General features: G+C 61.1%; 26 protein-coding genes. 8 read left to right on the top strand and 18 right to left on the bottom strand.

Going from position 1 to position 25,207, the window contains the following annotated elements:
* Positions 1-166: 166 nt before the first annotated feature.
* On the bottom strand, positions 167-916 hold the full coding sequence (locus tag CYJ10_RS12440; RefSeq protein ID WP_146002029.1) for a hypothetical protein: 750 nt from the start codon (positions 914-916) through the stop codon (positions 167-169).
* A gap of 190 nt (positions 917-1,106) precedes the next feature.
* Complete coding sequence (locus CYJ10_RS12435; protein ID WP_257993277.1) at positions 1,107-1,337, bottom strand: H-NS family nucleoid-associated regulatory protein; 231 nt, start codon at positions 1,335-1,337, stop codon at positions 1,107-1,109.
* A gap of 148 nt (positions 1,338-1,485) precedes the next feature.
* Here CYJ10_RS12435 and CYJ10_RS12430 point away from each other — a divergent pair, with 148 nt between their 5' ends.
* A complete protein-coding gene (locus CYJ10_RS12430) occupies positions 1,486-4,419 on the top strand; it encodes a Tn3 family transposase (protein WP_101681794.1) in 2,934 nt (977 codons plus the stop codon).
* Between the two features lie 254 nt (positions 4,420-4,673).
* Here CYJ10_RS12430 and CYJ10_RS34680 read toward each other — a convergent pair whose 3' ends face one another.
* Positions 4,674-4,802: a hypothetical protein gene (locus CYJ10_RS34680; protein WP_257993275.1), complete on the bottom strand. Its 129-nt coding sequence runs from the start codon at positions 4,800-4,802 to the stop codon at positions 4,674-4,676.
* A 33-nt stretch (positions 4,803-4,835) separates the two neighbouring features.
* Positions 4,836-5,003 (bottom strand): hypothetical protein, encoded by a 168-nt coding sequence (locus CYJ10_RS34110; RefSeq protein ID WP_180862911.1) that lies wholly within the window; start codon positions 5,001-5,003, stop codon positions 4,836-4,838.
* A 5-nt stretch (positions 5,004-5,008) separates the two neighbouring features.
* On the opposite strand from CYJ10_RS34110, the gene CYJ10_RS12425 reads away from it, so the two are divergent.
* On the top strand, positions 5,009-5,377 hold the full coding sequence (locus CYJ10_RS12425) for a hypothetical protein (RefSeq protein WP_101681793.1): 369 nt from the start codon (positions 5,009-5,011) through the stop codon (positions 5,375-5,377).
* A gap of 94 nt (positions 5,378-5,471) precedes the next feature.
* On the opposite strand, the gene CYJ10_RS12420 is transcribed toward CYJ10_RS12425, so the two are convergent.
* Positions 5,472-6,425: an alpha/beta fold hydrolase gene (locus CYJ10_RS12420; protein WP_257993274.1), complete on the bottom strand. Its 954-nt coding sequence runs from the start codon at positions 6,423-6,425 to the stop codon at positions 5,472-5,474.
* A 384-nt stretch (positions 6,426-6,809) separates the two neighbouring features.
* Between CYJ10_RS12420 and CYJ10_RS12415 the strand changes: the two genes are divergently transcribed.
* The 6 genes from CYJ10_RS12415 (at position 6,810) to CYJ10_RS12390 (ending at position 12,029) form a co-directional block, all read left to right on the top strand.
* Positions 6,810-7,688, top strand: a complete 879-nt coding sequence (locus CYJ10_RS12415; protein ID WP_101681791.1) for a LysR family transcriptional regulator — start codon at positions 6,810-6,812, stop codon at positions 7,686-7,688.
* A 128-nt stretch (positions 7,689-7,816) separates the two neighbouring features.
* Positions 7,817-8,734, top strand: coding sequence for a LysR family transcriptional regulator (locus CYJ10_RS12410; protein ID WP_101681790.1), 918 nt, complete (start codon positions 7,817-7,819; stop codon positions 8,732-8,734).
* Between the two features lie 299 nt (positions 8,735-9,033).
* Positions 9,034-10,077: a CDP-6-deoxy-delta-3,4-glucoseen reductase gene (locus tag CYJ10_RS12405; RefSeq protein WP_101681789.1), complete on the top strand. Its 1,044-nt coding sequence runs from the start codon at positions 9,034-9,036 to the stop codon at positions 10,075-10,077.
* 30 nt (positions 10,078-10,107) lie between these two features.
* Entirely contained in the window at positions 10,108-10,659 is a 552-nt protein-coding gene (locus tag CYJ10_RS12400; RefSeq protein WP_180862910.1) for a VOC family protein, read from the top strand.
* On the top strand, positions 10,660-11,553 hold the full coding sequence (locus CYJ10_RS12395) for a fumarylacetoacetate hydrolase family protein (RefSeq protein ID WP_101681788.1): 894 nt from the start codon (positions 10,660-10,662) through the stop codon (positions 11,551-11,553).
* 71 nt (positions 11,554-11,624) lie between these two features.
* Positions 11,625-12,029: a GlcG/HbpS family heme-binding protein gene (locus CYJ10_RS12390; RefSeq protein ID WP_101681787.1), complete on the top strand. Its 405-nt coding sequence runs from the start codon at positions 11,625-11,627 to the stop codon at positions 12,027-12,029.
* 198 nt (positions 12,030-12,227) lie between these two features.
* On the opposite strand, the gene CYJ10_RS12385 is transcribed toward CYJ10_RS12390, so the two are convergent.
* The 13 genes from CYJ10_RS12385 to CYJ10_RS12325 form a co-directional block, all read right to left on the bottom strand.
* Positions 12,228-13,597, bottom strand: a protein-coding gene (locus CYJ10_RS12385) for an IS3 family transposase (protein WP_374703210.1) whose coding sequence is annotated in 2 segments (ribosomal slippage) — positions 12,228-13,129 and positions 13,129-13,597 — 1,371 coding nt in all. Because the reading frame shifts where the segments join, the coding sequence is not laid out codon by codon here.
* A 91-nt stretch (positions 13,598-13,688) separates the two neighbouring features.
* Positions 13,689-14,381 (bottom strand): ABC transporter ATP-binding protein, encoded by a 693-nt coding sequence (locus CYJ10_RS12380; protein ID WP_101681786.1) that lies wholly within the window; start codon positions 14,379-14,381, stop codon positions 13,689-13,691.
* A 1-nt stretch (position 14,382) separates the two neighbouring features.
* Positions 14,383-15,126: an ABC transporter ATP-binding protein gene (locus CYJ10_RS12375; protein ID WP_101681785.1), complete on the bottom strand. Its 744-nt coding sequence runs from the start codon at positions 15,124-15,126 to the stop codon at positions 14,383-14,385.
* Positions 15,119-16,126 carry a branched-chain amino acid ABC transporter permease gene (locus CYJ10_RS12370; protein ID WP_101681784.1) on the bottom strand — a complete coding sequence of 336 codons (1,008 nt, stop codon included), beginning with the start codon at positions 16,124-16,126 and terminating at the stop codon, positions 15,119-15,121. Before CYJ10_RS12370 ends, CYJ10_RS12375 begins: the two co-directional genes overlap by 8 nt.
* Positions 16,127-16,133: 7 nt before the next feature.
* Positions 16,134-17,045, bottom strand: a complete 912-nt coding sequence (locus CYJ10_RS12365) for a branched-chain amino acid ABC transporter permease (protein ID WP_101681783.1) — start codon at positions 17,043-17,045, stop codon at positions 16,134-16,136.
* 24 nt (positions 17,046-17,069) lie between these two features.
* The gene (locus tag CYJ10_RS12360; RefSeq protein ID WP_101681782.1) at positions 17,070-18,257 is read right to left on the bottom strand and encodes an ABC transporter substrate-binding protein; all 1,188 of its coding nucleotides are present in this window, start codon (positions 18,255-18,257) and stop codon (positions 17,070-17,072) included.
* A 196-nt stretch (positions 18,258-18,453) separates the two neighbouring features.
* Positions 18,454-19,545 (bottom strand): porin, encoded by a 1,092-nt coding sequence (locus CYJ10_RS12355; protein WP_101681781.1) that lies wholly within the window; start codon positions 19,543-19,545, stop codon positions 18,454-18,456.
* Between the two features lie 273 nt (positions 19,546-19,818).
* The gene (dmpG, locus tag CYJ10_RS12350; RefSeq protein ID WP_101681780.1) at positions 19,819-20,856 is read right to left on the bottom strand and encodes a 4-hydroxy-2-oxovalerate aldolase; all 1,038 of its coding nucleotides are present in this window, start codon (positions 20,854-20,856) and stop codon (positions 19,819-19,821) included.
* Between the two features lie 20 nt (positions 20,857-20,876).
* Positions 20,877-21,821 (bottom strand): acetaldehyde dehydrogenase (acetylating), encoded by a 945-nt coding sequence (locus tag CYJ10_RS12345; protein ID WP_101681779.1) that lies wholly within the window; start codon positions 21,819-21,821, stop codon positions 20,877-20,879.
* Between the two features lie 28 nt (positions 21,822-21,849).
* Positions 21,850-22,065 (bottom strand): 2-hydroxymuconate tautomerase, encoded by a 216-nt coding sequence (locus tag CYJ10_RS12340; protein WP_257993289.1) that lies wholly within the window; start codon positions 22,063-22,065, stop codon positions 21,850-21,852.
* Between the two features lie 42 nt (positions 22,066-22,107).
* Positions 22,108-22,896 (bottom strand): 2-oxo-3-hexenedioate decarboxylase, encoded by a 789-nt coding sequence (gene dmpH, locus CYJ10_RS12335; protein ID WP_101681777.1) that lies wholly within the window; start codon positions 22,894-22,896, stop codon positions 22,108-22,110.
* Between the two features lie 32 nt (positions 22,897-22,928).
* A complete protein-coding gene (gene dmpE / locus CYJ10_RS12330; protein WP_101681860.1) occupies positions 22,929-23,711 on the bottom strand; it encodes a 2-oxopent-4-enoate hydratase in 783 nt (260 codons plus the stop codon).
* A gap of 8 nt (positions 23,712-23,719) precedes the next feature.
* Complete coding sequence (locus tag CYJ10_RS12325) at positions 23,720-25,174, bottom strand: 2-hydroxymuconic semialdehyde dehydrogenase (protein ID WP_101681776.1); 1,455 nt, start codon at positions 25,172-25,174, stop codon at positions 23,720-23,722.
* Positions 25,175-25,207 lie beyond the last annotated feature (33 nt).

Here is a 25,207-nt window from a genome sequence, read left to right as displayed (position 1 = left end):
GAAGAAATCGAATACTCCGAATAGGTGGTGGCGGATGAATTGCGTTCCATAGGAGGTACGTACATGGAACCCGACATCGATATAGCAGCGTTGGGCGCAAACGCTCGGTGCACTTGTGACCGCAGCAAGCACTATGGCAAGGAATATTTATTCCAGATACGTCGGACTACCGCGCCGCCTTCTCAGCTTCTGCTGCTGCCTTCGCTGCCTGCTGCATGCAGTTCATGCGATTCAGAATTGTCTGTCTGTCGGAACCATTAAACTCATGGCTGCACTTTTCCATCGCCTCGTTCATGGCGGCCTTGCGAGCCTTTTCCTGGTCAACGGCGGCAGGGTCCGGATTTGCCTCCACGCCAACGGCCTGCGCAATGGCCTCCTTTCCACCTCGCAAATCGAATGTCGTCTCCTTGCTGCCACCTGTAGCTAGGTAATAGCGGAATGTCACGCTCTTCCCATCCATAAAGTCTCGCAGCGTTCCGGTCAGCAGTTGGCCCTTACCATGCCACACCAAGAAATTGATCCACTTCGGTTCGCGCCTCACCATATCGGGAAGCCCGGCGATTTTTGAGTTCCGGCCCACATTCAAGTCAACCGGCTTCAATTGGTCAATTCGGTACATCGGGGACTGGGTGCCGAGGACATCAGAATTGTCCGGCAGCGAGAAATTTGCCCACACGGCGCCGTCGGGACTGATGCGATAGAACGAAAGTTCGAAGCCTTGTGCATTACGTGTCACGGCAGACCGTCGCACTTCATCGGTCATAGAGTCCGTTTTCGTCTTCACTTCCCAACCATAACTGAGCGAGGATAAAACGCAGAGTGCAAGGAGCAGCAAAAAGCGCATCCGAGACATTTTTTTACCTCCACCATCGGTCGGGCATTTTTGCGAAGTTAGCACTTTTAACGGCTTGGTCAAGTATCGCTCGTGCTCGGCTGCTGTAGAATTTCTGCTGGCTGCAAGCCCCTGTGTGCCTACAACATCTCATTAATTCTGTAGGCAAATTTGTAGGCAAATCGGGGTTTCCCTAGGCCGCTCCAGCTAGGCGCTTGTGTGCGAGGGGAGACGGTTCCACACGGCCTTGGTCGGGACCGGCCTTCGGCTCAAGCTATGCCTTTCGCCGGACGCGGAAGTGCTCGATCGACTGTCCTGCATTGACGGCGCGCTGCAGCCAATTCGGCAAATCGCCAAGGCCGGTCCAGGCGTGGCCATTGGCGTCGCGGAAACGGATCACGCCTGAGGCAGTGTCGCCGGCGACGTCAAGCGCGTCAAAACATCCTATCGCCAGAAGGTGCTCGTACGTTAGCTCGAGGCGGGCCATCTGGGGGTAATCGTACATCGTACTTTCCGTGCTAAATCTGGCGCTATCCCTGAAAGCCTTTACTGGCAAGGCTTGCCGGTTGACTCCGACGATTGTCGGCAGACTCTGAGAGATCCCGCGGTAACATAGCTGCCCGCGCATCGCGCCGCCGCAAGGAGGTAGGGAAATGCCAGGCATGGAATTTGGCTATGTGGGAATCGATCGCTTGCCCGCCCGGATGTCGGAGTTCGAAGTGGAGCGATACTTTGCGCTCGCCGACCGCGACATGGTGGAGGTGAATGAGCGGTTTCGACGAGACCGGCGCGCCGGCGCGGCAATCCAGCTGGTCTTTCTTCGGGCGAGCGGCCATACGCTGGATCACGTCGGCACCCTGCCGCGTCAGTTGCTGCGTTACATCGGTGAGCGCCTTGGGCTGCCGACGCCAACCATCGCGTCGCTTCGGACCATGTATCACCGCTACAAGACGCTCTATGACCACCAAGTCTGGGCCTGCGATTATCTCGGGCTAACACGGATTGGGCCAGACCATTGGGCAGGGCTTGGGGCGTGGATGCGCCAGGATGCGAAGGAATCGCTGACGCCCGAGGACCTGCTACAGCACGCGCGCTCCTGGCTATACGAGCGGCGGATCCTCATCCCGGCCGAGCGGGCGCTGCGCGATCTCGGCCGCTCGATCTGGGCGGAAATCGAGCGAGCTGTGGTAGCTATGATCGAGGCCGTCATCCCGGAATCTCAGCTTGCACGCGCGGACGCGGTTCTGTCGACGCGACACGGTACTTCGGAAGTGACCGTTCTTGAGTGGCTGAAGACCCCGCCGGCCCGTCACAGTCCGACGACCATTACTGAAACGCTCGAGAAGATACGATTTCTGAAGGAACTCGGTGCGCATACCTGGCAATTAGACGCGGTGCCTATGGAGAAGCAGCGGGCCTGGGCCAAGCGCATTGAGACGCGCCGCCCCGTCAAGATCAGAGAACTGAAGGCGCCGACGCGCACGCTGGAGCTGACTTTCTTCCTCCGAGTGACCTTGCTGGAATTGACGGACTCCCTGCTTTACCAGACTGGGCGCCGGGTCTCCGATCTGGTTCGACGGGCCTACGAAAAAACCACGACCAAGCAGGCCCGCTCTGCCGCCGATTACCGCGATCGCCTGCTAGCGATCAAGATGCTCGTCGGCGACCCCGAACGCTCGGCCGAGGAGCGGCTCTCGGAGATCGGCAAGCTGCTGGAGGATTTATCTGGCAAGCCCGCCATGAGCCATGCAGCCAGTGTGCGCGAGACACTGACTGAGGACAATCAACGGATCCGAGCTCTACTCACATCGCTGCGGGAGCTGGATTTTGCTGGCCAGGAAGCAGAGCCGAGCCTGCGCCAATTGGCGCTCATTGGCAAATTGCGCGATAGCGGTGCGAGTGAGCTACCCCGCGGCTGTGAGGTGCCAGCCAGCGCCAGTTGGCGTGACCTTATCGAAAATGACGATCGCAAGCGTGCGCTGCGTGCATTGGACGCCTCCGCGCTCACCGGCCTGCGCAAAGGCCTGCGGCGTGGCTCCGTGTGGATCCATCACAGTCTATCCTTCCGGGAACGGGATCAACTCCTGATTCCATCTGGGCAATGGGAAAACGAACGCGACCGACATCTGTCGTCGCTGGCCTTGCCATCGACGGCCAATGCGTTTGTCAACAACCTGATCGAGCACCTCAAGGTGAGTCTTGCGGCCTTGGATGAAGCGCGCGAGGCCTGCCGGGTCACGATCGGCTCAGACGGGGCGCTGCACCTGTCGGCGTTGGAGGCGCTGCCGACGGACGATCTACCTCGCAAGACACGCGACACGCTGTTCAAGGCCATCGGTACGGCCCAGTTCGCAGATCTGATCATGGAGATGGACGCCCACACCGGCTTCAGCGCGGTCCTCCTCGCCCGAAGAGCGCGTGACGCGAACGAACTCGTGGCGCTGTACGGCGCGCTGATCGCACACGGCACCGAGATCGATGCCAAGGGTGTCGCAGCGATGATTCCCCAACTGGACGCGGCGCATATTTCGACACAGATGCGCGCGCTGGAGATGCCAGGCCGGCTGGCGCGTGCCAATGATCGGGTGATTGAGTTCCAGCGGACTCACGCGATCACCGAGCTCTGGGGAGACGGGCAACGAGCATCGAGTGACTCTATGAGCCTCGACACCTCACCCCACCTGTTCTATGCCCGAGCTGATCCCCGGCGGCGCACCCATGCTGTCGGGATCTATACGCACGTGCTGGACCAGCACGGAATCGTGTACAACCAGCCGATCGTGCTCAACGAGCGGCAAGCTGGCGTCGCGATCGAAGGCGTCGTACGCCACAATGACACCCGCGATGATGGCGGCTTGCTCCGGCTTTCCGTCGACACGCATGGATATACGAGCGTCGGCATGGCGGTTGCGAAGCTGCTTGGATTCGATCTGTGTCCGCGTCTGCGCAACCTGGCGGAGCGCAAGCTCTACCTGCCCCGGGGATTGGCCGCCCCCGACAAGCTGACATCGGTCGTCGCCAATGAAATCTCTCTCAAGGCTATTCGTGATGGCTGGGATGGCCTGCTGCGGCTAGTGGCATCTATCAAGTCCGGACGCGTCAGCGCCGTGGTCGCCCTCCAGCGCTTCGGCAGCGCCGCGCAGGGTGATGCCGTCTATCGTGCCGCTGATCAGCTCGGCAAGCTGCTGCGAACGCTGTTCCTATGCGACTATTTTGGCAATCCTGAATTCCGGCGGGAGTTGCATACGCTGCTCAATCGCGGGGAGTCAGTCCATCAGCTCCAGCGTGCGGTCTACACCGGCAAGATCGCGCCAGAGCGGGGCCGTCGGCGTGACGAGATGATCGCGATCTCGGGCTCACTGACCTTGCTCACCAATCTGGTGATTGCATGGAACACGCAGCGCATGCAGGTGACAGTGGACGCCTGGCGCCAGAAGGGGCAGAAGATCGACGATGACTGGCTACGGAGAATGGGGCCCGCGCATTTCGGACATATCAACTTCCGGGGCACGCTGCGTTTTCCGCTCCATCTGTATCAGGAGATGCTGCTGGACACTGCACCCTGGCAGCGCACGACAGGTTCATGAGGAACGCAATAAGCTTTTGATACGGCGAAAGCGCCCGCATGTTGCACTCCCGGAACGTCTGCTTCCTTTACTTCAAGCTCGAGAAAGTGGCAGTGGACGTTTCAAGGGATTATCAAGACGCCGGGGCCCAGTTTGTCGCCAAGCCCCGACGAGTCAAGATCGGCCATCCGAGGCCGGATCCTGACCGGCCAAATTGGAACTGATGGCGGCCATCCGCATCGACACGCACTATTCCGTAGATCGGGGCTGCTTGGCTAAAACCCCACCTCGCGAATGCCGACACTCAGCACGTTTCGCAGCCAGTCGCCAAGCCGGCTGCGCGACTCTCCGGCAAAGTGGACGCGCCCGCGCAGTTCGGACAGCGACGGCAATGGACCGGACAAGTCGATCTGCACCAGATAGAGCGCCGCCTCCGGTCAGCCGTGCGGCGTGGTGAGCTGGGGAGACGGGATGTGCGCACTGCGCGATGGGGAAATCGCGCGAATCACTCCGCAGTAGCGATACGGATGGGTCTCGGCGTAGAGGCAGGCGCGTGCGCCAAGGCGCAGGTACTGGATGTCGGCCTCGCCCACGTAGGCATCCACCTGCAGTGCGACGGGTTGACCAGCCGGCCGAGCACCTGCTGCTGTCCCACCCACGTGCCCTCGCGTACGTCGTCCGGCACATCGACACAGGCTCAGTCGAGGGACGCCACCAGCAACAGGCGGCGTTCTTCCGCCTGGACGGCACGCACGCGTGGCAGGCTTTTCTGCAGGGCTTCCAGCGTGGCGGCCTGCTGCTCGATGCCTCGGCGCAAGTCCCGCAGCCCGGTAAGCCGCGCGTTTTGCCCGCCACGCTGGCACGGGCGACGATGGTCTCGCTGGCGAGTTCGGGCTGGCGAAGCTGGATCAGCGGCGTCCCCGCCTTGACCGTGCCAGCCGGCGTGCGCGTGACCATCTCGGCCGGCACCGGCGCATAGGCGGTCCACTGGTGCGCGCTGTGGGCTAGGGCCGGCGCACGCACCCCGGTTGACCGAGCTGAGGGGGCTGCAAAAGGATTCCTCGACTGGAGCCTCAGATGATCTTCGCATCCTTGGCCGCACCCGCGTAAGGCGCTAGGAACGCCTGGAGCGCCTCAAGCGTGGCCGCCGCTTTCTCTTCCGCCGGATAATGGCCACTGCCCGCGATGATCACCGACTGCACGTTGTTCGCCACCGTCCTCAGTTCCGCTTCCACGCTGCCACCACAGGCCAGTTCGCCGGCAAACGCCAGCACTGGCAGCGTTAGCTTCGCACTGCGCGCGCGTTCGCGATTCTGAGGGATCGATTCGTCTATCGCCCGGTAATAGTCGAAGCTCGCGCGCAGTGCGTTTGGATCGCGCCTGAGTTGCTCGATGTAGAACTCTCTCGCGTAGGCCGGAACAGCGTCGGGAGAGCCGGCCTTCGTCGCAAACTGGTGGCCGAAATAGATCGACTCGCGTCCCTCGACAAGGCGCTCATTGACCTCGCGCGCACGATTGAAGTTGAAGTGCCAAAGGAAATCGCTCAACCAACGTTCGTCGGAGAGAAGTGGTGGCGAGTCCGACACGCCGGGAACAAGCGCTTCACCGAGCGCGATACGGTCGATCCGACCACGTTGGTCGTACGCCATCGCGAAGCCAGTCCACATTCCGATGTCGTGGCCGACCATAGCAAAACGCTCAAAACCTAGCGCATCCATCAGCGCGAACATGTCGGCGGCGAGCGTCTTGGAGTCGTAACCGGTAGCCGGCTTGTCCGAGAGTCCCACGCCTCGGGGATCGACGGCAATAACCGTATAGGATCGCGCCAGCGGGAGCATCAAGTACCGCCATGCGAACCAGTTCTGCGGCCACCCGCCGAGCAATAGCAGCGGCGCGCCCCGGCCGCCGACGACGGCATGCAGGGTAAGACCGCCAGCCGGCACCAGATAGCTTTCGAAGACATCCGTAAAGCCTGCTGCCAGTTGGGGAACATCGTGTACTGAGCCGTACCCAGTTGCGCGTTTCATGCTTTGAATCGACGGGCTATTCATAAAGTTTTCTCTTGCTGCGGAAGACGCCGTACGCTTGCTCACGGCCAAACTAAGTCTGCCAGCGGGTCGCGATAGCAAATCGATCAGCTCGCATGCGACCGGCATAGCACGTTCAACTTCTACCGTTGGTGATCACGTCCGTGCGACTGCGGACTTTCGAAGGCAAAACGGTCGGGGCTATGTCCCGGCGGTTGGGCAGGGATTGGTGGCCGATGCGAACGGGATAAGTAGGCTGGTTCTGCTTTGCTGTCCTTGTACTGAGCTCCGAAGTGTTGGTTGATGTAGAGATCATCCTGCAAACCGCTCTCGGGATAAATATGGCAAAATTGAATTGATTGATCCGCCCATGGAGCAATCAAGATGGAACTGTTGAACGACATGGCCTTGTTCGTGGAAGTCGTCAAGGCCCGGAGCTTTCGCCGAGCGGCGGAGGCAATCGGCATGCCGAACTCGACGCTGTCGCGCCGCATCAGCTCCCTGGAGAAGGCGATCGGGCTGCGCCTGCTGCATCGCACCACGCGCAAGATTGAGCTAACCGAGGCCGGCCAGCTCTATTTCGATCGCTGCAATCGTATCGTCGACGAGGCACGGCTTGCGCACGAGCAACTCGGCGAGTTGCTGGCTCAGCCCAGCGGCGTGCTGCACGCCTCGCTACCGGTGGATCTCGCCAATATCTTCCTGGCGCCGCTGATCGCGGAATTCGCGAACCTCTATCCCGGCATCAGCTTCGAATTCGACCTCACGCCACGGCGCGTCGATCTGGTCACCGAGCCGTTCGATGTCGCGATCCGCATGGGAGAACCACCAAGTTCGAACCTGATCGCGCGCCGCCTTGCCAGCCTGCCCCGCTATCTTTACGCTTCGCCGCAATATATCGAACGCTTCGGCGAACCAAGCCAGCCGGCCGACCTCGTACGGCATGAGTGTCTGCGGCTCCGCACGACGGAGGCCAACACATGGACTCTGAATGACGCGACGAAAACGGTTGATGTCGCAGTCGGCGGCCGGTTTTTGCTCAACAGTGTCGGCATGATCCGCCGCCTGGCGACGCTCGACCTGGGCATCGCCGTATTGGCGGAAACAATCATAGGTGACGATGTGGCCAATGGGCTACTGCGTCGAGTGCTGCCACAGTGGCAGGCCACGCCCATCCCCGTCTATGCCATCACCGAGACGCGCCTGTTGCCGGCGAAGACGCAGCGCTTTATCGAGTTCCTGCGGGAGCGCTTGGAGCACTGATAGGTCTCCCGGGAGGCGCAGTGGGCCCCCACGATTCTGGAGTTTTGAGCGACGCTTCCGTGGCTCGTCCTGTTCTGCTGGCAGCGCCCTACTATTGATACAATCAATTCGCCTATCCCCACGCGACGATGAACAAGCTCTACTCACTGGACCTGAATCTCCTGCTGGTTTTTGATGCGATGCTGCGCGTCGGCAGCGTGTCCAGGACCGCAGAGGAGATGGGGCTGACCCAGCCCTCCACGAGTAACGCGCTCGCCCGCCTGCGGAAATTTTTTGGCGACCCGCTGTTCGTGCGGTCTGACGGTGCCATGAGGCCGACGCCGCTGGCCTTGCAAATGGCGGAACAAGTCCAGGAGGCGCTGGGACAACTCCGCCGGGCGATCGAGGACAAGCGCCACTTCGACCCGATGGCCTCATGTCGGCGTTTTTCCATCTGCATGAACGAAATGGGACAACGCGTCTTTTTACCAAAGCTCGTCACCCGCTTCGCCGAAATCGCGCCCGGGGTAGACCTCGAGGCTATCGAAATGACATCGCAGCAGGCGCAGGCGGCGATGCCCAATGGCGACGTGGACCTTGTCATCGGCTATTTTTCAGATTTCGGGCCGAATTTTTTCCGCCAGCGCGTGACGACAGGTCATTACGTCGCCGTTGCGCGTAAGGAGCATCCCGATATTGACGGGACCCTGACCCTGCCCGCCTACCTGAACGCCTCGCACATCTCCTACGTGCCTGCCCTCGGCAACCACGCCGCGCTGGAAGCGCTCCTTGCGGAAGCATTCATGAAACACGGCGTGCGGCGTCGCGTCGCCTTGCGCGTAGCGAATTCGCTCGGCATCCCGAAGATCATTTCCAGCACCGACCTGATCATGACCGTACCGTCTGTGCTGGCGCAGGCGTTCTGCGAAACGGCTGCGGTCCAGGTCTTCGACCTGCCATTCGATATTCCGGATATCGAGATATTCCAGTACTGGCACGCACGCTATCACCACGACCCTGCCAATCAGTGGCTGCGCGCGCAGTTCAAGAACATGTTTCCTGCCTAACACAGCGGGCAACATTGGCACGCTCAATGCCCTGCCGACGCTTGCAGAGCACATTTCACACGCGAGCGGCCTGATTCAGGCGATATCTTCCTCGTCCCTTACTACTTCTTCCCCTGACATTCATTGCGCCAATAGTTGATATTGACGCTACCGCATGGACGCACCGCAGGTCGCGCCCTAACCTCCTTTCACATTCCCGAAGAAGGAGGAGACGCAATGAAGATATCTCACCCGCGGCCGTCAGCGCGTGTTACGGCATCACCTAATCCCCCGCTCGCAATGGCTTGGGGGGTTTCGTAATGACCAGGCACACGATCACCCTGCTGCCCAGTGGCAACCAGTTCCAGTGCGACGACGGCGAGACTATCCTGAAGGCCGGCCTGGCTGCCGGCCTCCTCATGCCTTACAGCTGCCGTTCTGGTGTCTGCAATACCTGCCGCGGCACCGTCAAGCAAGGCAAGGTTGATTTCGGCAATGTCCACCCGACCTATCTGAGCGACGACGACAAGCGCGCCGGCAAGGCGTTGCTGTGCTCGGCCAAAGCCATCGGCGACTGCAGCATCGAAGTCCGTGAGTTGGACCCCGCGGAAGCCTTCCCGGTGCGCCGTTTGCCGTGCCGCGTACTGCATCTCGAAAGGGTAGCGCCAGACGTCATGCTGATCACCATCGGCCTGCCGCCCAACGAGCCCACCGTCTTCAAGGCGGGCCAATACGTTGACTTCGTGCTCAAAGACGGCACACGCCGCAGCTACTCAATCGCAACCGCCCCCGCCAGCGAAGGTGTAAGGCAGTTCGACCTGCATGTCCGCCTCGTTCCCGGTGGCCGCTTCACGGAACACGTGTTCAACGCGATGAAGCTGCGCGAAACAATGATGCTGGAAATGCCGCTCGGGTCCTTCTACTGGCGAGCGAGCAGCGACAAGCCGATGATCATGCTTGCTTCAGGCACGGGCTACGCACCGATCAAGTCCATCATCGACTACAGCATCGCGTGCGGAAACACGCGTCCCATCACCCTTTACTGGGGCGGCCGCACGCGTGCATGCATCTACATGGCTTCGCTTGTCGAAAAATTGGTTGCAGAACACGACCACATCAAGTTCATTCCGGTCGTGAGTGACGCGACCCCCGAATGCAACTGGACTGGTCGCAGCGGATTCGTGCACGAGGCGGTCATGAAGGACTTCCCCGACATGTCCGCCTATCAGGTGTATGCCTGCGGCGCGCCGGTCGTCGTCGAATCCGCCCGCCGCGACTTTACGGCGCGATGTGGCCTTCCAGAAGACGAGTTCTACGCCGATTCTTTTATCAACGAAGCAGACCGGCAGAGGGCCGCGGCTTGAGCTGACCGGCAATACTGAGGAGACAACACGATGGAAATCAACATCGAAGATGCCATTCCCACGGACTTCACCGCGCCTGTCCCAGAGCGCAATTCGCTCGTGAAGCCCTTCTGCCTTGGACATGGCACTCTGGAGTGCTACAGCCTGAAGGCGTCCCGTAAGTTCTACGAGGAGTTCCTCGGCCTGGAGTGCCGCCGCCACGCCAAACCGTCAATGTCGGTTCGCCTGGGTATGCGCTTCCACATCGTGTGCGTGGAAGTCGGCGACGCGGTCCACCCTTGCAATGTGCTTAACCACTGGGGGCTGGACGTCAAGTCACGCGAAAGTGTGGACGATGCCTACCAGGCGGCGCTCAAGTACAAGGACCAATACAAAATCCGCCAGGTGCTGGAACCGAATGAGCAGCACAGCGTGTACTCGTTCTACCTGGAAGACCTCGACCATAACTGGTGGGAGATTCAGTACTACCCGAACGGGTTCCAGCATGACGACTTCTTCGATTTTGGGGACCGCTTCTCCGACGACGAAAAAGTCGACCTCAACGCGCTCCCTGAACTCAATATCTTCGGAAAGGCAGACTAAATGATCCAGCTCGTTACCTTCAAGGTGCCCGAGGGTGTGCGCACCGGCACGATGACCAACGGCAAGATTTACCAGTCCGGCGCCTACAACGACATGCTCGAAGTGCTCGCAGACTGGCCAAACGCTTCCGCAAAACTCGCGACGCTTGGCTCCAAACTGGCCGAGCGAGACGACGTGAAGAATGCCGAACTGGTTGCGCCGCTTCCGGCGCCGCGGAACATCTATTTCGCCGGCGCGAACTACAAGGACCATGTAGAGGAAATGAGGGAGCGCCTCAAGCTCGATATCAACGCCGATCCGAAGGGCAGCGGTGAGAAGCCATGGCACTCGCTCAAGGCGACCGGCTCGAGCGTGGTGGGTCCCGGCACCAAGGTGGCGCTGCCCGGCGGGTCGACGATGCTCGACTGGGAGGTGGAACTGGCGGTCGTCATCGGAAAGCCCGCAAAGGATGTGCCGCGGGACAAAGCACTTGATTATGTAGCTGGCTATACCGTTGCCAACGACCTGTCCGCTCGAGACCACATCTCCCGGCCTGAAGTGGAAGAGACCTCGCCCTTTCGCTATGACTGGATCGGCCAGAAGTCATTCGACGGTTCCTGCCCAATGGGTCCTGCAATCACGCCTGCGCAATTCATCGGCGACCCGATGAACCTGAGCATGAAACTGTGGGTCAACGGCAAGCTTAAGCAGGATTCCAACACCAACCAGATGCTGTTCGACATTGCCGACCAGATCTCCCATCTGTCCTCGCGCGTGACGCTCCTCCCTGGCGACGTTGTCCTGACGGGTACGCCGGCCGGTGTTGGCATGCCGAACAGCGACTTTCTGAAGTCGGGCGATGTCGTCAAGCAATGGATCGAGAACATCGGCGAGTTCGAGTTCACGATCGCATAAAGGCATAGAGATTAGCGGGCTGCGCCGGTGTACCCTAACGCCGGCGCTCCCATTATTGGAGAGGACTTAAGATGTATCAGAAGATCAGTCTCGGCATGGCGGAACTGAAGAAGGTAGCCGACGCTGCCCAGGCCTATGCCAGCACAAAACAGTGGGTCGTGACGATCGCCATCGTCGACGATGGAGGCCATCTGCAATGGCTGCAGCGGGCCGACGGTGCTTCGCCGGCAAGCGCCTACATCGCAGCCGCCAAGGCCCGCACGGCGGCAATGGGCCAGCGTGAAAGCAAGTTCTATGAAGACATGGTCAACGCCGGCAGGCATGCGTTCTTGTCTGCGCCAGGCCTGGACTGCCTCCTGGAAGGCGGCGTTCCGATCATGGTCAACGGTAGCTGCGCCGGAGCGATCGGTGTGAGCGGCGTCCGCTCCAACGAAGATGCCGAAATCGCGCACGCTGGCATCGCGGCTCTCGCATAGCCCGTCCGCGCGGGCAGCTAGGTTGGCCCGCGTGGCGAGCGTCGATGCAGATAACGACGTGGAAATCCTGCAGATCAACCGCGGGTAACGCAATGGCTTCTCGACGTCGCCAGAGTGAAAGCGGTTTGCGTACACGCGTTTCGACATGAAAGAGCCGGAAATTCTGAACTGACCCCAGAAAGTTGGACAGTTGATTTGCTAGGCTAGAGAGGGCTGAGTCCTGTACTTCACGGGACTCAGCCCTTTAAGTTTGAGCTTGATGCGGTCGTGATTGTAATAGTGAATGTATTGGCGCAGGCCTTGCTGTAGCTCCTCGACGCTGGCGAACTTGTTCAGGTAGAAGAACTCGGACTTCAGGGTGCCGAAGAAGCTTTCCATGGTGGCGTTGTCGAGGCAATTGCCCTTGCGGGACATGCTGGGACGGATTCTGCGCTGTTTGAGCATCCGCTGATAGGCCGGCATCTGGTACTGCCAACCCTGATCGGAATGCAGCAGCGGTCGGTCCTTCGGGCTGAGGCGGCGGAACGCCTTCTTCAGCATATTGCTCACCATCTCGAAGGTGGGCCTACGGGCAGTCTCGTAGGCGATGATCTCGCCGTTGTACAGGTCCAGCACCGGGGAGAGGTACAGCTTCTCGCCGGCCACGTTGAATTCGGTCACGTCGGTTACCCACTTCCGATTCGGACGCCTGGCCTGGAATTGCCGTTGCAGAACATTGGGTGCGACACGGCCTACCGTGCCCTTGTAGGAGCGGTATTTCTTCGGCCGGACCAACGACTTCAGTCCCATCTCTCTCATGAGGCGCTGAACCGTCTTGTGGTTGACGATCGTGCCGGTTTGCCGGATTACCGCCGTGATGCGGCGGTAGCCATAACGGCCCATGTGCCGGGCAAAGAGTTCGCGAATGCGCGCTTTCAGCTCCGTATATTTGTCGTGGGCCTGCAGCACGGCCTGCTGGTAGTAGAACGTGCTGCGCGCCAGTCCTGCCACCCTCAGCAAGCCGGCCAACGGGTACTGCTGCCTCAGCTCAAGCACTATTTGCGCTTTTTGGGTTGCGCAGATGTCTTGCTCGCTTGAACCAAGGCGTCGAGCTTTTTTAGGTACGCGTTCTCCATGCGCAGGTAGTCCAACTCTTCAAGGAGTTCTTCGCGCGTGCGCGTCAGGTCGCCTGATGACCGCGATGGCTTTGTCTTGGGAGTCCGTTGTGGCATCTTGCTGGGCCGTCGTCCCCTGGGGCGAGGCGTCAGAGCTTCTAAACCCCCAGCATCATACTGGCGTTCCCACACGCCAATGGCGCCGCTACCGCGGATGTCGAACAGCGCCGCCACTTCCCGATGCGACAAGCCTTGGCGGCGCATCCGCTCAAGCACGGAGAGCTTGAACTCTGCGCTGTAGGTCTTGTACCTGCGCTTGAGACTGGCTTGGCCATGCAGCCGATAGGCTGCAACCCACCGCCGCACCGTCCCCTCGTCAATCCCATAGCGCTTGGCGAGCGCGCCGGCCCCTGCGTGCCCGGTCAGATACTCCTTGATGACCGACAGTCTGAACTGCTCGGTGTACCTATACATGAAAACACCCCAAAAGTTGGTGTCCAACTTTTGGGGTGCAGTTCAATTCTTCCGGCCTTTCCTCTTTCACGCGGCTCCCACTGGTGAGCGATCAAACGCCAAGAAATCGCTCCCAGATCTCCGGTTGTTCACTCAGCTGTGCGCTGCTTCCCGTCCATCCGATCCTTCCATTTTCGATGAAGTAGTGACGGTCCGCGAGGTCAAGCAGGTTCTGGACATACTTGTCAATAACCAGGATCGATTGGCCTTCCTTCTTCACCTCGTGCAGGCAGCGCCAGATGTCCTGCCGGATCAGCGGCGCCAGCCCTTCGGTCGCCTCGTCGATCAGCAGCAGCCTGGCGTTGGTCAGCAGTGCCCGCGAAATGGCCAGCATCTGCTGCTCGCCGCCGGAAAGCTGGGAGCCCATGTTGTCCTTACGCCTTTCCAGGACCGGAAACAGCTTGTATATTCGCTGCAAGCTCCACTGACCTTGGCGTGCGAACGCAACGAGGTTCTCGTATACCGTGAGGTTGGAAAAAATCCGGCGGCCTTCCGGCACCAGCCCGATCCCATTTCGACTGATGCGTTCCGGCGCCATCCGGGCCACCTCGCATCCGTTGAAGCGCACACTGCCGCGCCTTGGGCGTAGCAGCCCGGAGATAGCCTTAACGGTCGTGCTCTTCCCCATGCCGTTGCGGCCAAGCAGCGTCACGACTTCACCTTCTTTGACGAAGAGGTCAACACCGAACAGCACTTGGCTCGCACCGTAGCCGGCCTCAACAGATGTCAGCTCCAGCAGGCTCATATCACTCTCCCAGATAGGCGCGCTTTACTTCCGCGCTATTCTTGACTTCGTCGGGTGACCCATTAAAGATCCGCTTCCCCGACACAAACACTGAGATCCGGTCGGACAGTCTGAAGACCGCGTCCATGTCGTGCTCAATTAGCAGGATGGACAGGTCCTTGCCCTTCAGGCTCTTGATGAAGTCGACAAACCAGGGCACCTGGTTCGGGGACAGCCCGGCCATCGGCTCATCAAGCAGCAGCAGGCGCGGTCTGAGCGCCAGCGCGAGCCCGATTTCCAGTTGGCGCTGCTGGCCATACGACAAGTGGCAGGCCAGGGTGTGAAGGTCGTCCGCCAACTGGATGCGGCTTGCAACCGAAACCACTTCCTCGCGCAACTGTTCAACCAATGCCTTGCCAAAGAAGCGGAAGCTTGCCTTCAGCCGCGACTGAACGCTGATCGCGAGATTCTCGAATACCGAGAGATTGCGAAAAATGCTGGTGATCTGGTAAGAGCGCACCAGGCCGATGTCGGCGCGCTCGGCCATGCTCAGGCGGGTTATGTCGGTTCCGTGGAATGCAATGGACCCGCTATCCGGATGCAGACCGCCCGCGAGCTGAGATATAAACGTGGTCTTGCCTGCTCCGTTTGGCCCGATCAGCGCGTGGATTTGATTGTCCATGATGTCGAAGTCGACATGATCGGTGGCCACCAGTCCGCCAAAGCGCTTGACGAGGCCCCGTACCGACAACACTTTGTCAGCCATTTCCCACCTCGCTCGACGAACGGCCTTGCGCCGCATGCGGGACCCGGACGCGCAACCGCAGGCCGGTCAATCCTTCCGGCGCACGCATGACAACCAGAATCACAAAAACGCCCATGGCCATCTGCCAGTACCCGGTCAGGTGTGGTAGCAACTCTTCCAGCACACAAAAAACGATGGCACCTACAGCGCCACCCCAGAAGTTCACGCTGCCTCCGAGAATTACCATGATGAGCAGGTTGCCGGACTGCAGCCAGCTGAACAGGTTGGGGCTTGCATAACTGTTCTGGTTGGCCAGGAGTGCACCGGACAGCCCCGCCACGGCGCCGGCGATCGCGAACACCATCAGCTTGTACCTGTAGGTGCGGTAGCCGAGCGCCTGCATCCGGGTTTCGTTTTCCTTGATGCCTTTCATCACGCGCCCCAGCGGCGACCGGATCAGGAAGAGGAAGAACAGGTTCGCCAGGAGAACGGTAGCAAGGATCACGTAATAGAACGTGACGTTGTCACTCGTATCGAGTCCGAAGCCAAGCCTGGAGCGGTGCGCCATGTTGATGCCCTCGTCGCCACCGTACATCTTCAGTGATTCGAACAAATAGAACGTCATCTGAGCGAACGCAAGCGTGATCATGATGAAGTAAGCGCCCTTCGTGCGCAGCGAGATCATGCCGATCACCACGGCCAGCAACGCCGACACCATGACGGCAATCGGCCAGGCGATCCATGCGGAATCCGTACCAGGCAGCAAGCCGACCGGTGCCGTCAGTTCCTTTGACAAGATGGCGACCACGAAGGCGCCCGTGCCAAAGAAGGCGGCGTGTCCGAAAGATACGAGGGCCAGTTCGCCGACCAGCAGTCGCAGGCTGGATGCGGCCAAGGCCAGGATCAGCACCCGCGTGGCGAAGCCAACGTAGAAGCTGCCGCCCAACGCTTGTGCGATCGCGGGGAAGCCGATCAGCAGGATGGCAAGCAGTACCCAGGCAATGTGAGAATGAGATTTCATTACAGCCTCAGCGCGAGAATAAACCTTGCGGCCGCCAGTACAAGACCAGCGCCATCAGTAGATAGATCGAAACGGCGGATAGCGTAGATGCCAGCGATTCGGCCAGTGCCTGGTCCGGCAAGCTGCGCAGCGCCATCGGAATCATTGCTCGGCCCAGCGCATCGACAATGCCGACGAGCACGGCGCCGGCAAGCGCACCCTGGACGGAACCGATGCCACCGATCACCACCACCACGAAGGCCAGGATCAGGATGCTCTCGCCCATGCCGACATTGATCGACAGCAAAGGACCAAGCAGGCCTCCGGCGATGGCGCACAGCGCCGCGCCAAGACCAAAGACGAGCGAGAACACAAGGTTGATGTTCGCCCCCATGGCACAGGCCATCTCACGGTCGGACGCGCCCGCCCGGATCCACATGCCCACCCGCGTCTTCTTGATGAGCAGCGCCAGCAATGCGGCCATCAGCAGGCCGACGACGATAATGAACAGCCGAAAGACTGGATACTCGAAGCTACCGACGAGCGGCACGGACGCACTCAACGAGGCCGGCATGCTGGTCATGATCGGCTGAGCCCCCCAGATCTCCTGCACCGCCTGGTTGGCGATCAGGATGATGCCGAAGGTGACAAGTACCTGCGTAAGATGGTCCTTGTCATAGAGCCGGCGCAACAGACTCATTTCGAGCAAGATGCCAATCGCCGCGGTCAGCGCCACGCCGCCGACCAGCCCTAACAGGAAGCTGTCCGTCTTCAGGGTCAGCGTGGCGACCAGATAGGCGCCGATCATGTACAGCGACCCATGCGCCAGATTGATCATGTTCATGATGCCGAACACGAGCGTCAGGCCCGCCGACAGCAGAAACAGCATGAGCCCGAACTGCACGCCGTTGAGGAGCTGTTCAAACAGAAAAACCAGCATGATGTACTCCTTCCAACAGTTACCCTATTTCGCCGCGAGCTTGCATTCGCCCACGTAGGGATCGCTCTGGTCGGCATATACCGGCGTGCTGCTGACGGTCTTGTTGGTCAGCTGGCCCTTCTCGTTCCTCACCACCTGGCGCAAGTAGATGTGCTGAGTCGCGTTCTGGTTTGAGGAGAACTTGAAATAGCTGCGCACCGATTCGAATTTTGCCGACATGATTGCATCGTGCAGCACCTTGTCGTCCTTGTACTTACCCTTGCTGTCGCGTATCGCAGCGTCCAGAAGCAGTCCAACCTCGTAGCCCTGCGAGGCGTAGCTCGAGGCCGGACGCTTGAATTCCTTCTCGAAATCCTCGACGAATTTCCTGTTAACCGCGTTAGGAAGGTCCGGGCTCCACTGACTGGTGTTGTAGATGCCGACGGCAGCATCACCGAGTGCAGGCAGGGTGTCGGCGTCGACGGCGAAGCCGGCCGTGACCAGGTCGATCTTCTTGTTCAGGCCGGCCTGATTGAACTGCTTGACAAAATTAATCGCCATCGGCCCCCACAATGCAAAGAAGACCGCGTCGGGTTGGGCGGCGCGGATCTGGCCGATCTCCACTGAGAAATCCAGTTGGCCCACTTTGTTGCGGGCGCGACCTATGATCTCGCCCTTGTATTCTTTCTCGAAGCCCTCAGCATGCTCGCGACCCGCCTGATAATTCGGCGCAATCACGAATATCCGCTTGTATCCCTTCTGGGTGGCGAAGCGGCCAGCGGCCTCGGACAGTGCGCTGGTATGCCAGGTAGGATTGAAGTAATAGTAATTGCATGAAGCCCCCGCGAGCTCCTTAGGGCCTGCGTTTGAATTGACAAAGAAGATCTTGTCCTTGAACGCCGTCGGTGCCACGGCCAGCATTACGTTGGTAAATGCCATGCCGGTGATGATGTCGACATTCTCGCTTTTGGCCATGCGCTCGTAGACCTGCTTGCCGGTATCCGGGTTGGCCTGGTCGTCGCCGTACGCAACGACAGTGTCGGCACCGCCCAGCTTGCCCCCCTTGTGCTTGAGCGCGAGATTGAATCCGTCTTTCATGTCGGTTGACAACGTCGACAGTGGTCCGGTGAGGGAGCCGATGAAACCAATCCTGATTGGGTCAGCGGCCTGTGCTCCCGGCGTACAGGATAGGGCGATGGCCATGAAGGCAATCCATCTCTTTGCTTGAAGCATGTTCGTCTCCTCTTTGTGCGCGTGTGATGCGGCTATTCCGGGCAGTCATGGCCGCCACGGCGCTTTGCTTGTGAAAAGCTCATTGCGGCGGCAGTACGGAATGCATGCCGAATGATTCTGTGGGTGCCCGACGCGGCATGAAGGCGCCTGGATTCTCACGGGCGCCGCTCCCCGGCGCCGTGCAAAAGCCACTCGTCTAAAATATGTGCTTCATGCCGACCATAGCGCCAAACTGGTTGCCACCTGGCGCCGGGTTGGTGCCGGCCTGACCACTGTTGACTGACAAGGCGAGGTTTCCGAGATTGTCGATAAAGCCGGCCGTCGCATACACGGATGTCCGTTTCGAGAACGCATAGGTGCCGCGGCCTGCGAACAGCCATGCCTTGTTCGGGCTGTTGTGAAAGCGAAGGTGAAAGGCCTCTGCATCGACGCTGATCGTCGGCGTGATCGGGTAGGACGTCCCAAGGTAGTAGAGATCACTGCGCGGTGTCGCGCTTGCCCGGTTGTCGCGGCGCAGCCACCCGCCTCCGATCTTCGCCTCTCCCACCATGAAATACCCATTGAGGGAAAGCCGGTCGTCGGTCAGGGCACTGCTTGTCAGGCCAGAAAAAGCACCAGGCCCTCCTCGTAACGAATCGTAGGCCGCCGCTACGCTCCAGCGCGCCGCATCATATTTCAGGAGCACCGACCACTCACGACATGCTCGCTGGTCTGCGGGGTTCTCCCCCGCGCAGTTGGTGCCGGCCGGACTCGGGCCGGCATTGACGGTGTCGCGACCAAAACTGTAGGTAGCGCCGACCGTCACACCACCAAAGGTGCCTTTATAGGACACGGCGTTGTCCGTTCGCGTATTTGGTATGTAACTGTCGAGCGATCCAGAACCGAAGAGATTCGGGCCGAGCATGTCGGGCTCGGCCATGGCCCAGAACAGCATCGTGTACTGGCGCCCGAGTGCCACCTGTCCCCAGCCCCCCGAGATGCCTACCAGCGCCTGGCGGCCGAATAAACGCCCTCCCTGGCTAGACGCACCGCTGTCTGGCAGGAAGCCAGACTCCAACCAGAAGATCGCCTTATTGCCGCCACCGATGTCTTCGCTCCCGCGCAAGCCCCAACGGGACGGCACGGTACTCGTCAGGCTAGGCATGAAAGCTACGGTGTCGCGTGCCTGGCCAATGCCGTTGACGAAGGCGATGCCGGTGTCGACGACTCCATACAACGTAACGTTCTGCGCTGCGGCCAGTCCGGGGGTTGCCATCAGCAGCATAGTGGCCATCTTACGAATTTTCATGTCTCCTCCATTACCGTCATATAGTTATTGGTTGACGTTGCAGGAGCGCCACCGAGCCTCCGTCAAGGTGGTAAATGCCCCGCCATACGTGCCTGCAATTTCTGTCACTTGGCGTGAGAATAGAGAGCCCCGCGGCAAGCGCGACGCTTTCCTTTTTTGCCTCCTGACGCGATTCGGGCCTAGCCCGTTCGGCGGTTGCACCGGCCTGCAGTCTCTGCATGACCGGCTCGCCTGAAATTCACCGGGGCTGTCAATCCACGGCGAAGGTTCTCGCTAGGCCTCGGCCGGTTCCCCGCCTCGCTGCGTAACCAGGTCGAGCGCCACATCGACGATCATGTCCTCCTGGCCGCCAACCATGCGACGCTTCCCCAGCTCGACCAGGATGTCGACGGTTTTCAGCTTGTAGCGTGCTGCTGCGGCCTCGGCGTGGCGCAGGAAGCTCGAGTAGACGCCGGCGTAGCCCAGCGCAAGGGTTTCCCGATCCACGCGTACTGGCCTGTCCTGCAACGGGCGTACGATGTCATCGGCGGCATCCATCAGGGTGTAGAGGTCGCAACCGTGCTTCCAACCCAGCCGGCTTGCGGCTGCGATGAACACCTCCAGCGGCGCGTTCCCTGCGCCCGCACCCATGCCGGCCAGGCTCGCATCCACACGGTCGCAGCCTTCTTCCACCGCGACGATGGAGTTGGCGACGCCCAGGCTCAGGTTGTGGTGTGCGTGAATGCCAGTTTGGGTCTCGGACTTAAGCACGTCCTTAAAGGCGCGGAAACGATCGCGCACATCGTTCATGTTCAGCGCCCCACCGGAATCAACCACGTAGACGCACTGCGCACCATAGCTTTCCATCAGCTTCGCCTGCTGCGCCAGCGCGGCGGCATCGGTCATATGGCTCATCATCAGAAAGCCAACGGCATCCATGCCGAGTTCGCGCGCAAAATCAATGTGCTGGCGCGAGACGTCCGCCTCGGTGCAGTGCGTCGCTACGCGCACGACTCTCGCGCCGGCATCGTAGGCTGCGCGCAGGTCGTGCACCGTGCCCACTCCGGGCAGCAGCAGCGTCGCCACCTTGGCGCGACGTACGGTCTCGGCTACAGCAGCGATCCACTCAACATCGGTATGAGCGCCGAAACCATAGTTGAAGCTCGAGCCCGAGAGCCCATCACCGTGCGCGACCTCGATCGAGTCCACGCCCGCTGCGTCCAGCGCGGCGGCAATACGGCGCACATGCTCCAGGCTGTACTGGTGGCGGATTGCGTGGCTGCCGTCGCGCAGAGTGACATCCGAGATATAAAGCTTCTTGTTTAGATCCATTTCTATCTCCTTCTGCACGGTCAGGCGGCTGCCAGACTGGTCTCGGCCAGGCGTTCGGCGCAGGCCAGCGCGGCACTGGTCATGATGTCGAGATTGCCGGCATAGGCCGGCAGATAGTGAGCGGCACCCTCCACTTCGAGGAACACAGTGGTTTTCAGTCCGCTTGCGAGCCCGATGCCCGGCACGTTCTGCGGCGCAGAAGCAGGAATGCGCTCAAACTGCACGCGCTGCTTGAGCCGGTAGCCGGGCACATAGGCCTGCACGGCCTGCGCCATCTCCGCGATGCTCGCCTCGATCGCCGCCTCGTCGGCAAGATCGGACAGCGTGAACACCGTATCGCGCATGATCAGCGGCGGCTCGGCGGGGTTCAGCACGATGATGGCCTTGCCGTGCGCGGCGCCGCCTACCGAGCAGATCGCCTTGCTGGTGGTCTCGGTGAACTCGTCAATGTTGGCGCGCGTACCCGGCCCGGCCGACTTGCTGGAGATCGACGCCACGATCTCGGCGTAGTGCACCTTCGCCACGCGCGATACCGCGGCCACCATCGGTATGGTGGCCTGGCCGCCGCAGGTGACCATATTTAGATTGCTGGCCTCGAGGTGCTGGTCCAGGTTGACCACTGGCACCACATAGGGGCCGATCGCCGCCGGCGTCAGGTCGATCACTCGCACGCCATGCTGCTGCAGCAACTGATTATGGTGCGCGTGCGCGCCGGCCGAAGTGGCATCGAAAGCGATGCGGATATCGCCAAAGCTCTCCATTGCCAGCAGGCCTTCGATACCCCCGGCGGTAGTCGGAACGCCCAGGCGAGCAGCGCGCGCCAGGCCGTCGGAGGCGGGATCGATGCCGACCATCGCGCCCATCTCCAGATTTCGGCCGTGCCGCATCACCTTGATCATTAGGTCGGTGCCAATATTGCCCGAACCAATGATGGCAACCTTGTGCTTGCCTGCTTTCATGTCCATGCTGATTCTCCGTTGCCGCCGCTGTCCATTAGCGGCCCAATTCTTTGGCTGATTTTCCGCCGATGCCGAAATGCGCCTTGGGCATTTCGGTGATCAGCACGCGCACTGATTCGCGCGGGACGCCGATCGACTCCACCGCCGCGTCAGTGAGGGCACCGATCAGGCCCGCTTTCTGTTCTTCAGTCCTTCCTTCCATGAGGAAGACTTGCATGATGGGCATTGCCTTGCTCCTGTCATTTGTCAGTGGGAGCACACAGTCTTGCTCCCGCTGGCCTGTGCGCTGTTATCAGACAAAACGCATCGATACCGTCCCCAAGTGCTGGTAGCGCACGGTGACGTTGTCGCCCGCCTGCACCGCCACCGCCTCGGTCACGCCGCCGGTCATGATGAAGGTGCCGGCCGGCAGCTCGCGCCCGCGTGCACCCAGCATGTTGGCCAACATGGCCACGCTGCTGGCTGGGTGGCCGAGCACGGCAGCGCCGGCGGCGGTGGCAACCACTTCGCCGTTCTTTTCCATCACCACGCCGAGGTTCTTCAAATCGATGCCATCGGCGCTGCGATGCGTGCCACCCACCACGAAGCGGGCCGAGGAGGTGTTATCCGCGATCACGCTCTTCAAGTCGAAGCGGAAGTTCTCGTAGCGAGAGTCGATCACCTCCACCGCGGGCAGCACGAAATCGGTGGCGGCCAGCACGTCGCCGATATGGCAGCCGGGCCCCTTGAGCGGGCGCTTGAGGACGAAGGCGATCTCGGCCTCCACCTTGGGATGGATCAGCGATACGGTATCAATGACGCCGCCGTCCATGCACGCGCCATAGTCGGTCAGGAAGCCGTAAACCGGATCGGTCACGCCCATCTGGCGCATCTTGGCGAACGACGTCAGCCCCATCTTGAGGCCGGCAATGCGCGTGCCGCGCGCCTCCTTGCGTGCCCGGATCGCGTCCTGGATGGCGTAGGCATCATCCCAGTCCATGTCGGGATGCTTGTCGGTGATTTTTCGCACCGGCTCACGGTTGAGTTCGGCGTTCTCCAGGTGCTCGGCGAGCTGCTGGATGGTGTCTTGGGTGAGATTCATGGCGTTGTCGTGGGCTGCTAAGTGGAATCCGTTCAGATGAAGCGCACGCCAGCCGAGCCGATGCCGCCCAGACTGATGCGAAGCTGGTCGCCGGCCTTGACCGGCACCATCGCGGCCAGCGAGCCGGACAGGATCACCTCGCCCTTCTTCAGCCCCATGCCGAGACGGCCCAGCGTATTGGCCAGCCACGCCACGGCGTTGGCGGGATGGCCGAGCGCAGCGGCACCGGCACCGGTGGCGACGATCTCGCCGTTCTTCTCCAGCGTCATGCCGACGGTACTGAGATCGAGCCCGCGCGGGTCCACGGCGGCGTCGCCGAGCACGAACACGCCGGACGACGCGTTGTCCGCCACCGTGTCCTGGATGCGGATCTTCCAGTCGCGAATGCGCGAGTCGACGATCTCGAAGCACGGCAGCACGTAGGCGGTGGCGCGCAGCACATCGGCATTGGTGACGCCTGGGCCTTCCAAGTCTTCTTTGAGCACGAAGGCAATCTCGCCCTCGGCCTTGGGCGCGATCAGCGTGTCTACGGCAATGGCGGCGCCATCGCCGTAGACCATGCCGGACAGCAGATGCCCGAAGTCTGGCTGGCGCACATTGAGCATGTCCATCACCACCCGACTGGTCACGCCGATCTTCTTACCGATCACGCGCTCGCCGGCATCCAGCCGATGCTGCACCATGGCAAGCTGGATCCCGTAGGCGTCCTCGATGGACAGATTCGGATAGCTTTCAGTCAGGGGGGCGATGGCCTCGCGCGCGGCCAGCGCATGGTGAAGGCCAGCAGCGATATCAAGGATCTGTTCTGGTTTCATGGTACGGCTCACAGTTTCACGCATACATTGCGCAGCTCGGTATAGAACTCCAGCGAATGCACCCCGCCCTCGCGGCCAATGCCGGATTGCTTGGCGCCGCCGAAGGCAGTGCGCAGGTCGCGCAGGAACCACGAGTTGATCCAGCAGATGCCCACCTCCAGCGCGCTACCCATGCGGTGTGCCGTGCCGAGATCGGATGTCCACACCGTCGCGGCCAGGCCGTAGGGGGTGTCGTTGGCGAGCCGGATGGCTTCTTCCTCGGTATCGAATGGCGCGATATGACAGCAAGGGCCGAAGATCTCCTCGCGGATCACGGCCGAGTCCTCGGGCAGACCTGTCCAGATGGTGGGCTGCACCCAGGCGCCTTCGGCCAGCGCTTCGGGCATTTCGGGCGCGCCGCCGCCGGTGACCACGGTGGCCCCCGCGTCAGCCGCCTTCCTGTAGTACGACAGCACCTTGGCCTGGTGCTCCAGCGAAACCAGCGGGCCCAGGTTCACGCCGTCTCCGTACGGAGAGCCCAGCCGCAAGCCTTCAGCCTTTGCCTTGAGCGCCGCGACGAAGCGCTCGAAGATCGGCCCCTGCACGTAGACGCGCTCGGTGCCCAGGCAGACCTGGCCGCTGTTCTCGAAGGCCGCGCGCGCAATGCCGGCGACGGCCTTGTCGAAATCCGCGTCAGCGAACACGATGCCGGCGTTCTTGCCGCCCAGCTCCAACGAGACCGGACGCACGCCATTGGCAGCGGCCCTCATGATGGCCTCACCAGTACGGGTTTCGCCCGTGAAGGTGATGCCGTTCACACCCGGGTGCGCGGTCAGGAAGGCGCCGGCGGAATCCGGGCCAAAACCGTGGACCACGTTGTACACGCCGGGCGGCACGCCAGCCTCGTTCATCACTTCGCCAAGCAAGGTGGCGGTAGCCGGTGTTTCCTCGGACGGCTTGACCACTACCGTATTGCCGCAGGCCAGCGCCGGGCCAACCTTCCAGGTCATCAGCAGCAGCGGCAGGTTCCACGGGCACACCACGCCGATCACGCCGCGCGGGGAGCGCACCGCGTAGTTGATGGCCTCGCCGCCATCGGGCGTGGCCATGGAGAAACTCTCCGCCGGGACGTTCTTGATCAGGTCGGCGAACACCTTGAAGTTGGCTGCGCCGCGTGGAATGTCGACGTGGCTGGCGAGCGACAGCGGCTTACCGGTGTCGGCAATCTCGGCCTGCAGGAACTCGTCAAAGCGGCGGTTGATGCCGTCGGCCACGGCGTGCAACAGTTCGACGCGCCGGGCCACCGTCATGCGCCCCCACTCGCCGTGCAACGCGCGGCGCGCGGCCGCGACGGCAGCGTCAACCTCTGCCTGGCCGGCCTCGTGGACGTGCCCAATCAGGCTGTTGTCGACCGGATTGCGGTCCTCGAAGGTCCGTCCGGTGCTGACCCATTCGCCGTTAATGAAGTTGTGGAACTGTTTCATGCAATTGCCTCGGTGACTGATTTTGAAAAGGGA

This window comes from Cupriavidus pauculus (genome assembly GCF_002858765.1).
Taxonomy (GTDB): Bacteria; Pseudomonadota; Gammaproteobacteria; order Burkholderiales; family Burkholderiaceae; genus Cupriavidus; species Cupriavidus pauculus_B.
Note: the sequence above shows the minus strand (reverse complement) of the source record. Positions and strands in the feature narration are given on the sequence as shown.

Coding starts and splice junctions, on each gene's coding strand:
- CYJ10_RS12400 (WP_180862910.1), top strand. CDS start 10,108: ATGGAAATCAACATCGAAGATGCCATTCCCACGGACTTCACCGCGCCT.
- CYJ10_RS12430 (WP_101681794.1), top strand. CDS start 1,486: ATGCCAGGCATGGAATTTGGCTATGTGGGAATCGATCGCTTGCCCGCC.
- CYJ10_RS12410 (WP_101681790.1), top strand. CDS start 7,817: ATGAACAAGCTCTACTCACTGGACCTGAATCTCCTGCTGGTTTTTGAT.
- dmpH (WP_101681777.1), bottom strand. CDS start 22,896: ATGAATCTCACCCAAGACACCATCCAGCAGCTCGCCGAGCACCTGGAG.
- dmpG (WP_101681780.1), bottom strand. CDS start 20,856: ATGGATCTAAACAAGAAGCTTTATATCTCGGATGTCACTCTGCGCGAC.
- CYJ10_RS12325 (WP_101681776.1), bottom strand. CDS start 25,174: ATGAAACAGTTCCACAACTTCATTAACGGCGAATGGGTCAGCACCGGA.
- CYJ10_RS12370 (WP_101681784.1), bottom strand. CDS start 16,126: ATGAAATCTCATTCTCACATTGCCTGGGTACTGCTTGCCATCCTGCTG.
- dmpE (WP_101681860.1), bottom strand. CDS start 23,711: ATGAAACCAGAACAGATCCTTGATATCGCTGCTGGCCTTCACCATGCG.
- CYJ10_RS12415 (WP_101681791.1), top strand. CDS start 6,810: ATGGAACTGTTGAACGACATGGCCTTGTTCGTGGAAGTCGTCAAGGCC.
- CYJ10_RS12365 (WP_101681783.1), bottom strand. CDS start 17,045: ATGCTGGTTTTTCTGTTTGAACAGCTCCTCAACGGCGTGCAGTTCGGG.
- CYJ10_RS12405 (WP_101681789.1), top strand. CDS start 9,034: ATGACCAGGCACACGATCACCCTGCTGCCCAGTGGCAACCAGTTCCAG.
- CYJ10_RS12435 (WP_257993277.1), bottom strand. CDS start 1,337: ATGTACGATTACCCCCAGATGGCCCGCCTCGAGCTAACGTACGAGCAC.
- CYJ10_RS12390 (WP_101681787.1), top strand. CDS start 11,625: ATGTATCAGAAGATCAGTCTCGGCATGGCGGAACTGAAGAAGGTAGCC.
- CYJ10_RS12380 (WP_101681786.1), bottom strand. CDS start 14,381: ATGAGCCTGCTGGAGCTGACATCTGTTGAGGCCGGCTACGGTGCGAGC.
- CYJ10_RS12345 (WP_101681779.1), bottom strand. CDS start 21,821: ATGGACATGAAAGCAGGCAAGCACAAGGTTGCCATCATTGGTTCGGGC.
- CYJ10_RS12355 (WP_101681781.1), bottom strand. CDS start 19,545: ATGAAAATTCGTAAGATGGCCACTATGCTGCTGATGGCAACCCCCGGA.
- CYJ10_RS12375 (WP_101681785.1), bottom strand. CDS start 15,126: ATGGCTGACAAAGTGTTGTCGGTACGGGGCCTCGTCAAGCGCTTTGGC.
- CYJ10_RS12360 (WP_101681782.1), bottom strand. CDS start 18,257: ATGCTTCAAGCAAAGAGATGGATTGCCTTCATGGCCATCGCCCTATCC.
- CYJ10_RS12420 (WP_257993274.1), bottom strand. CDS start 6,425: ATGAAACGCGCAACTGGGTACGGCTCAGTACACGATGTTCCCCAACTG.
- CYJ10_RS12395 (WP_101681788.1), top strand. CDS start 10,660: ATGATCCAGCTCGTTACCTTCAAGGTGCCCGAGGGTGTGCGCACCGGC.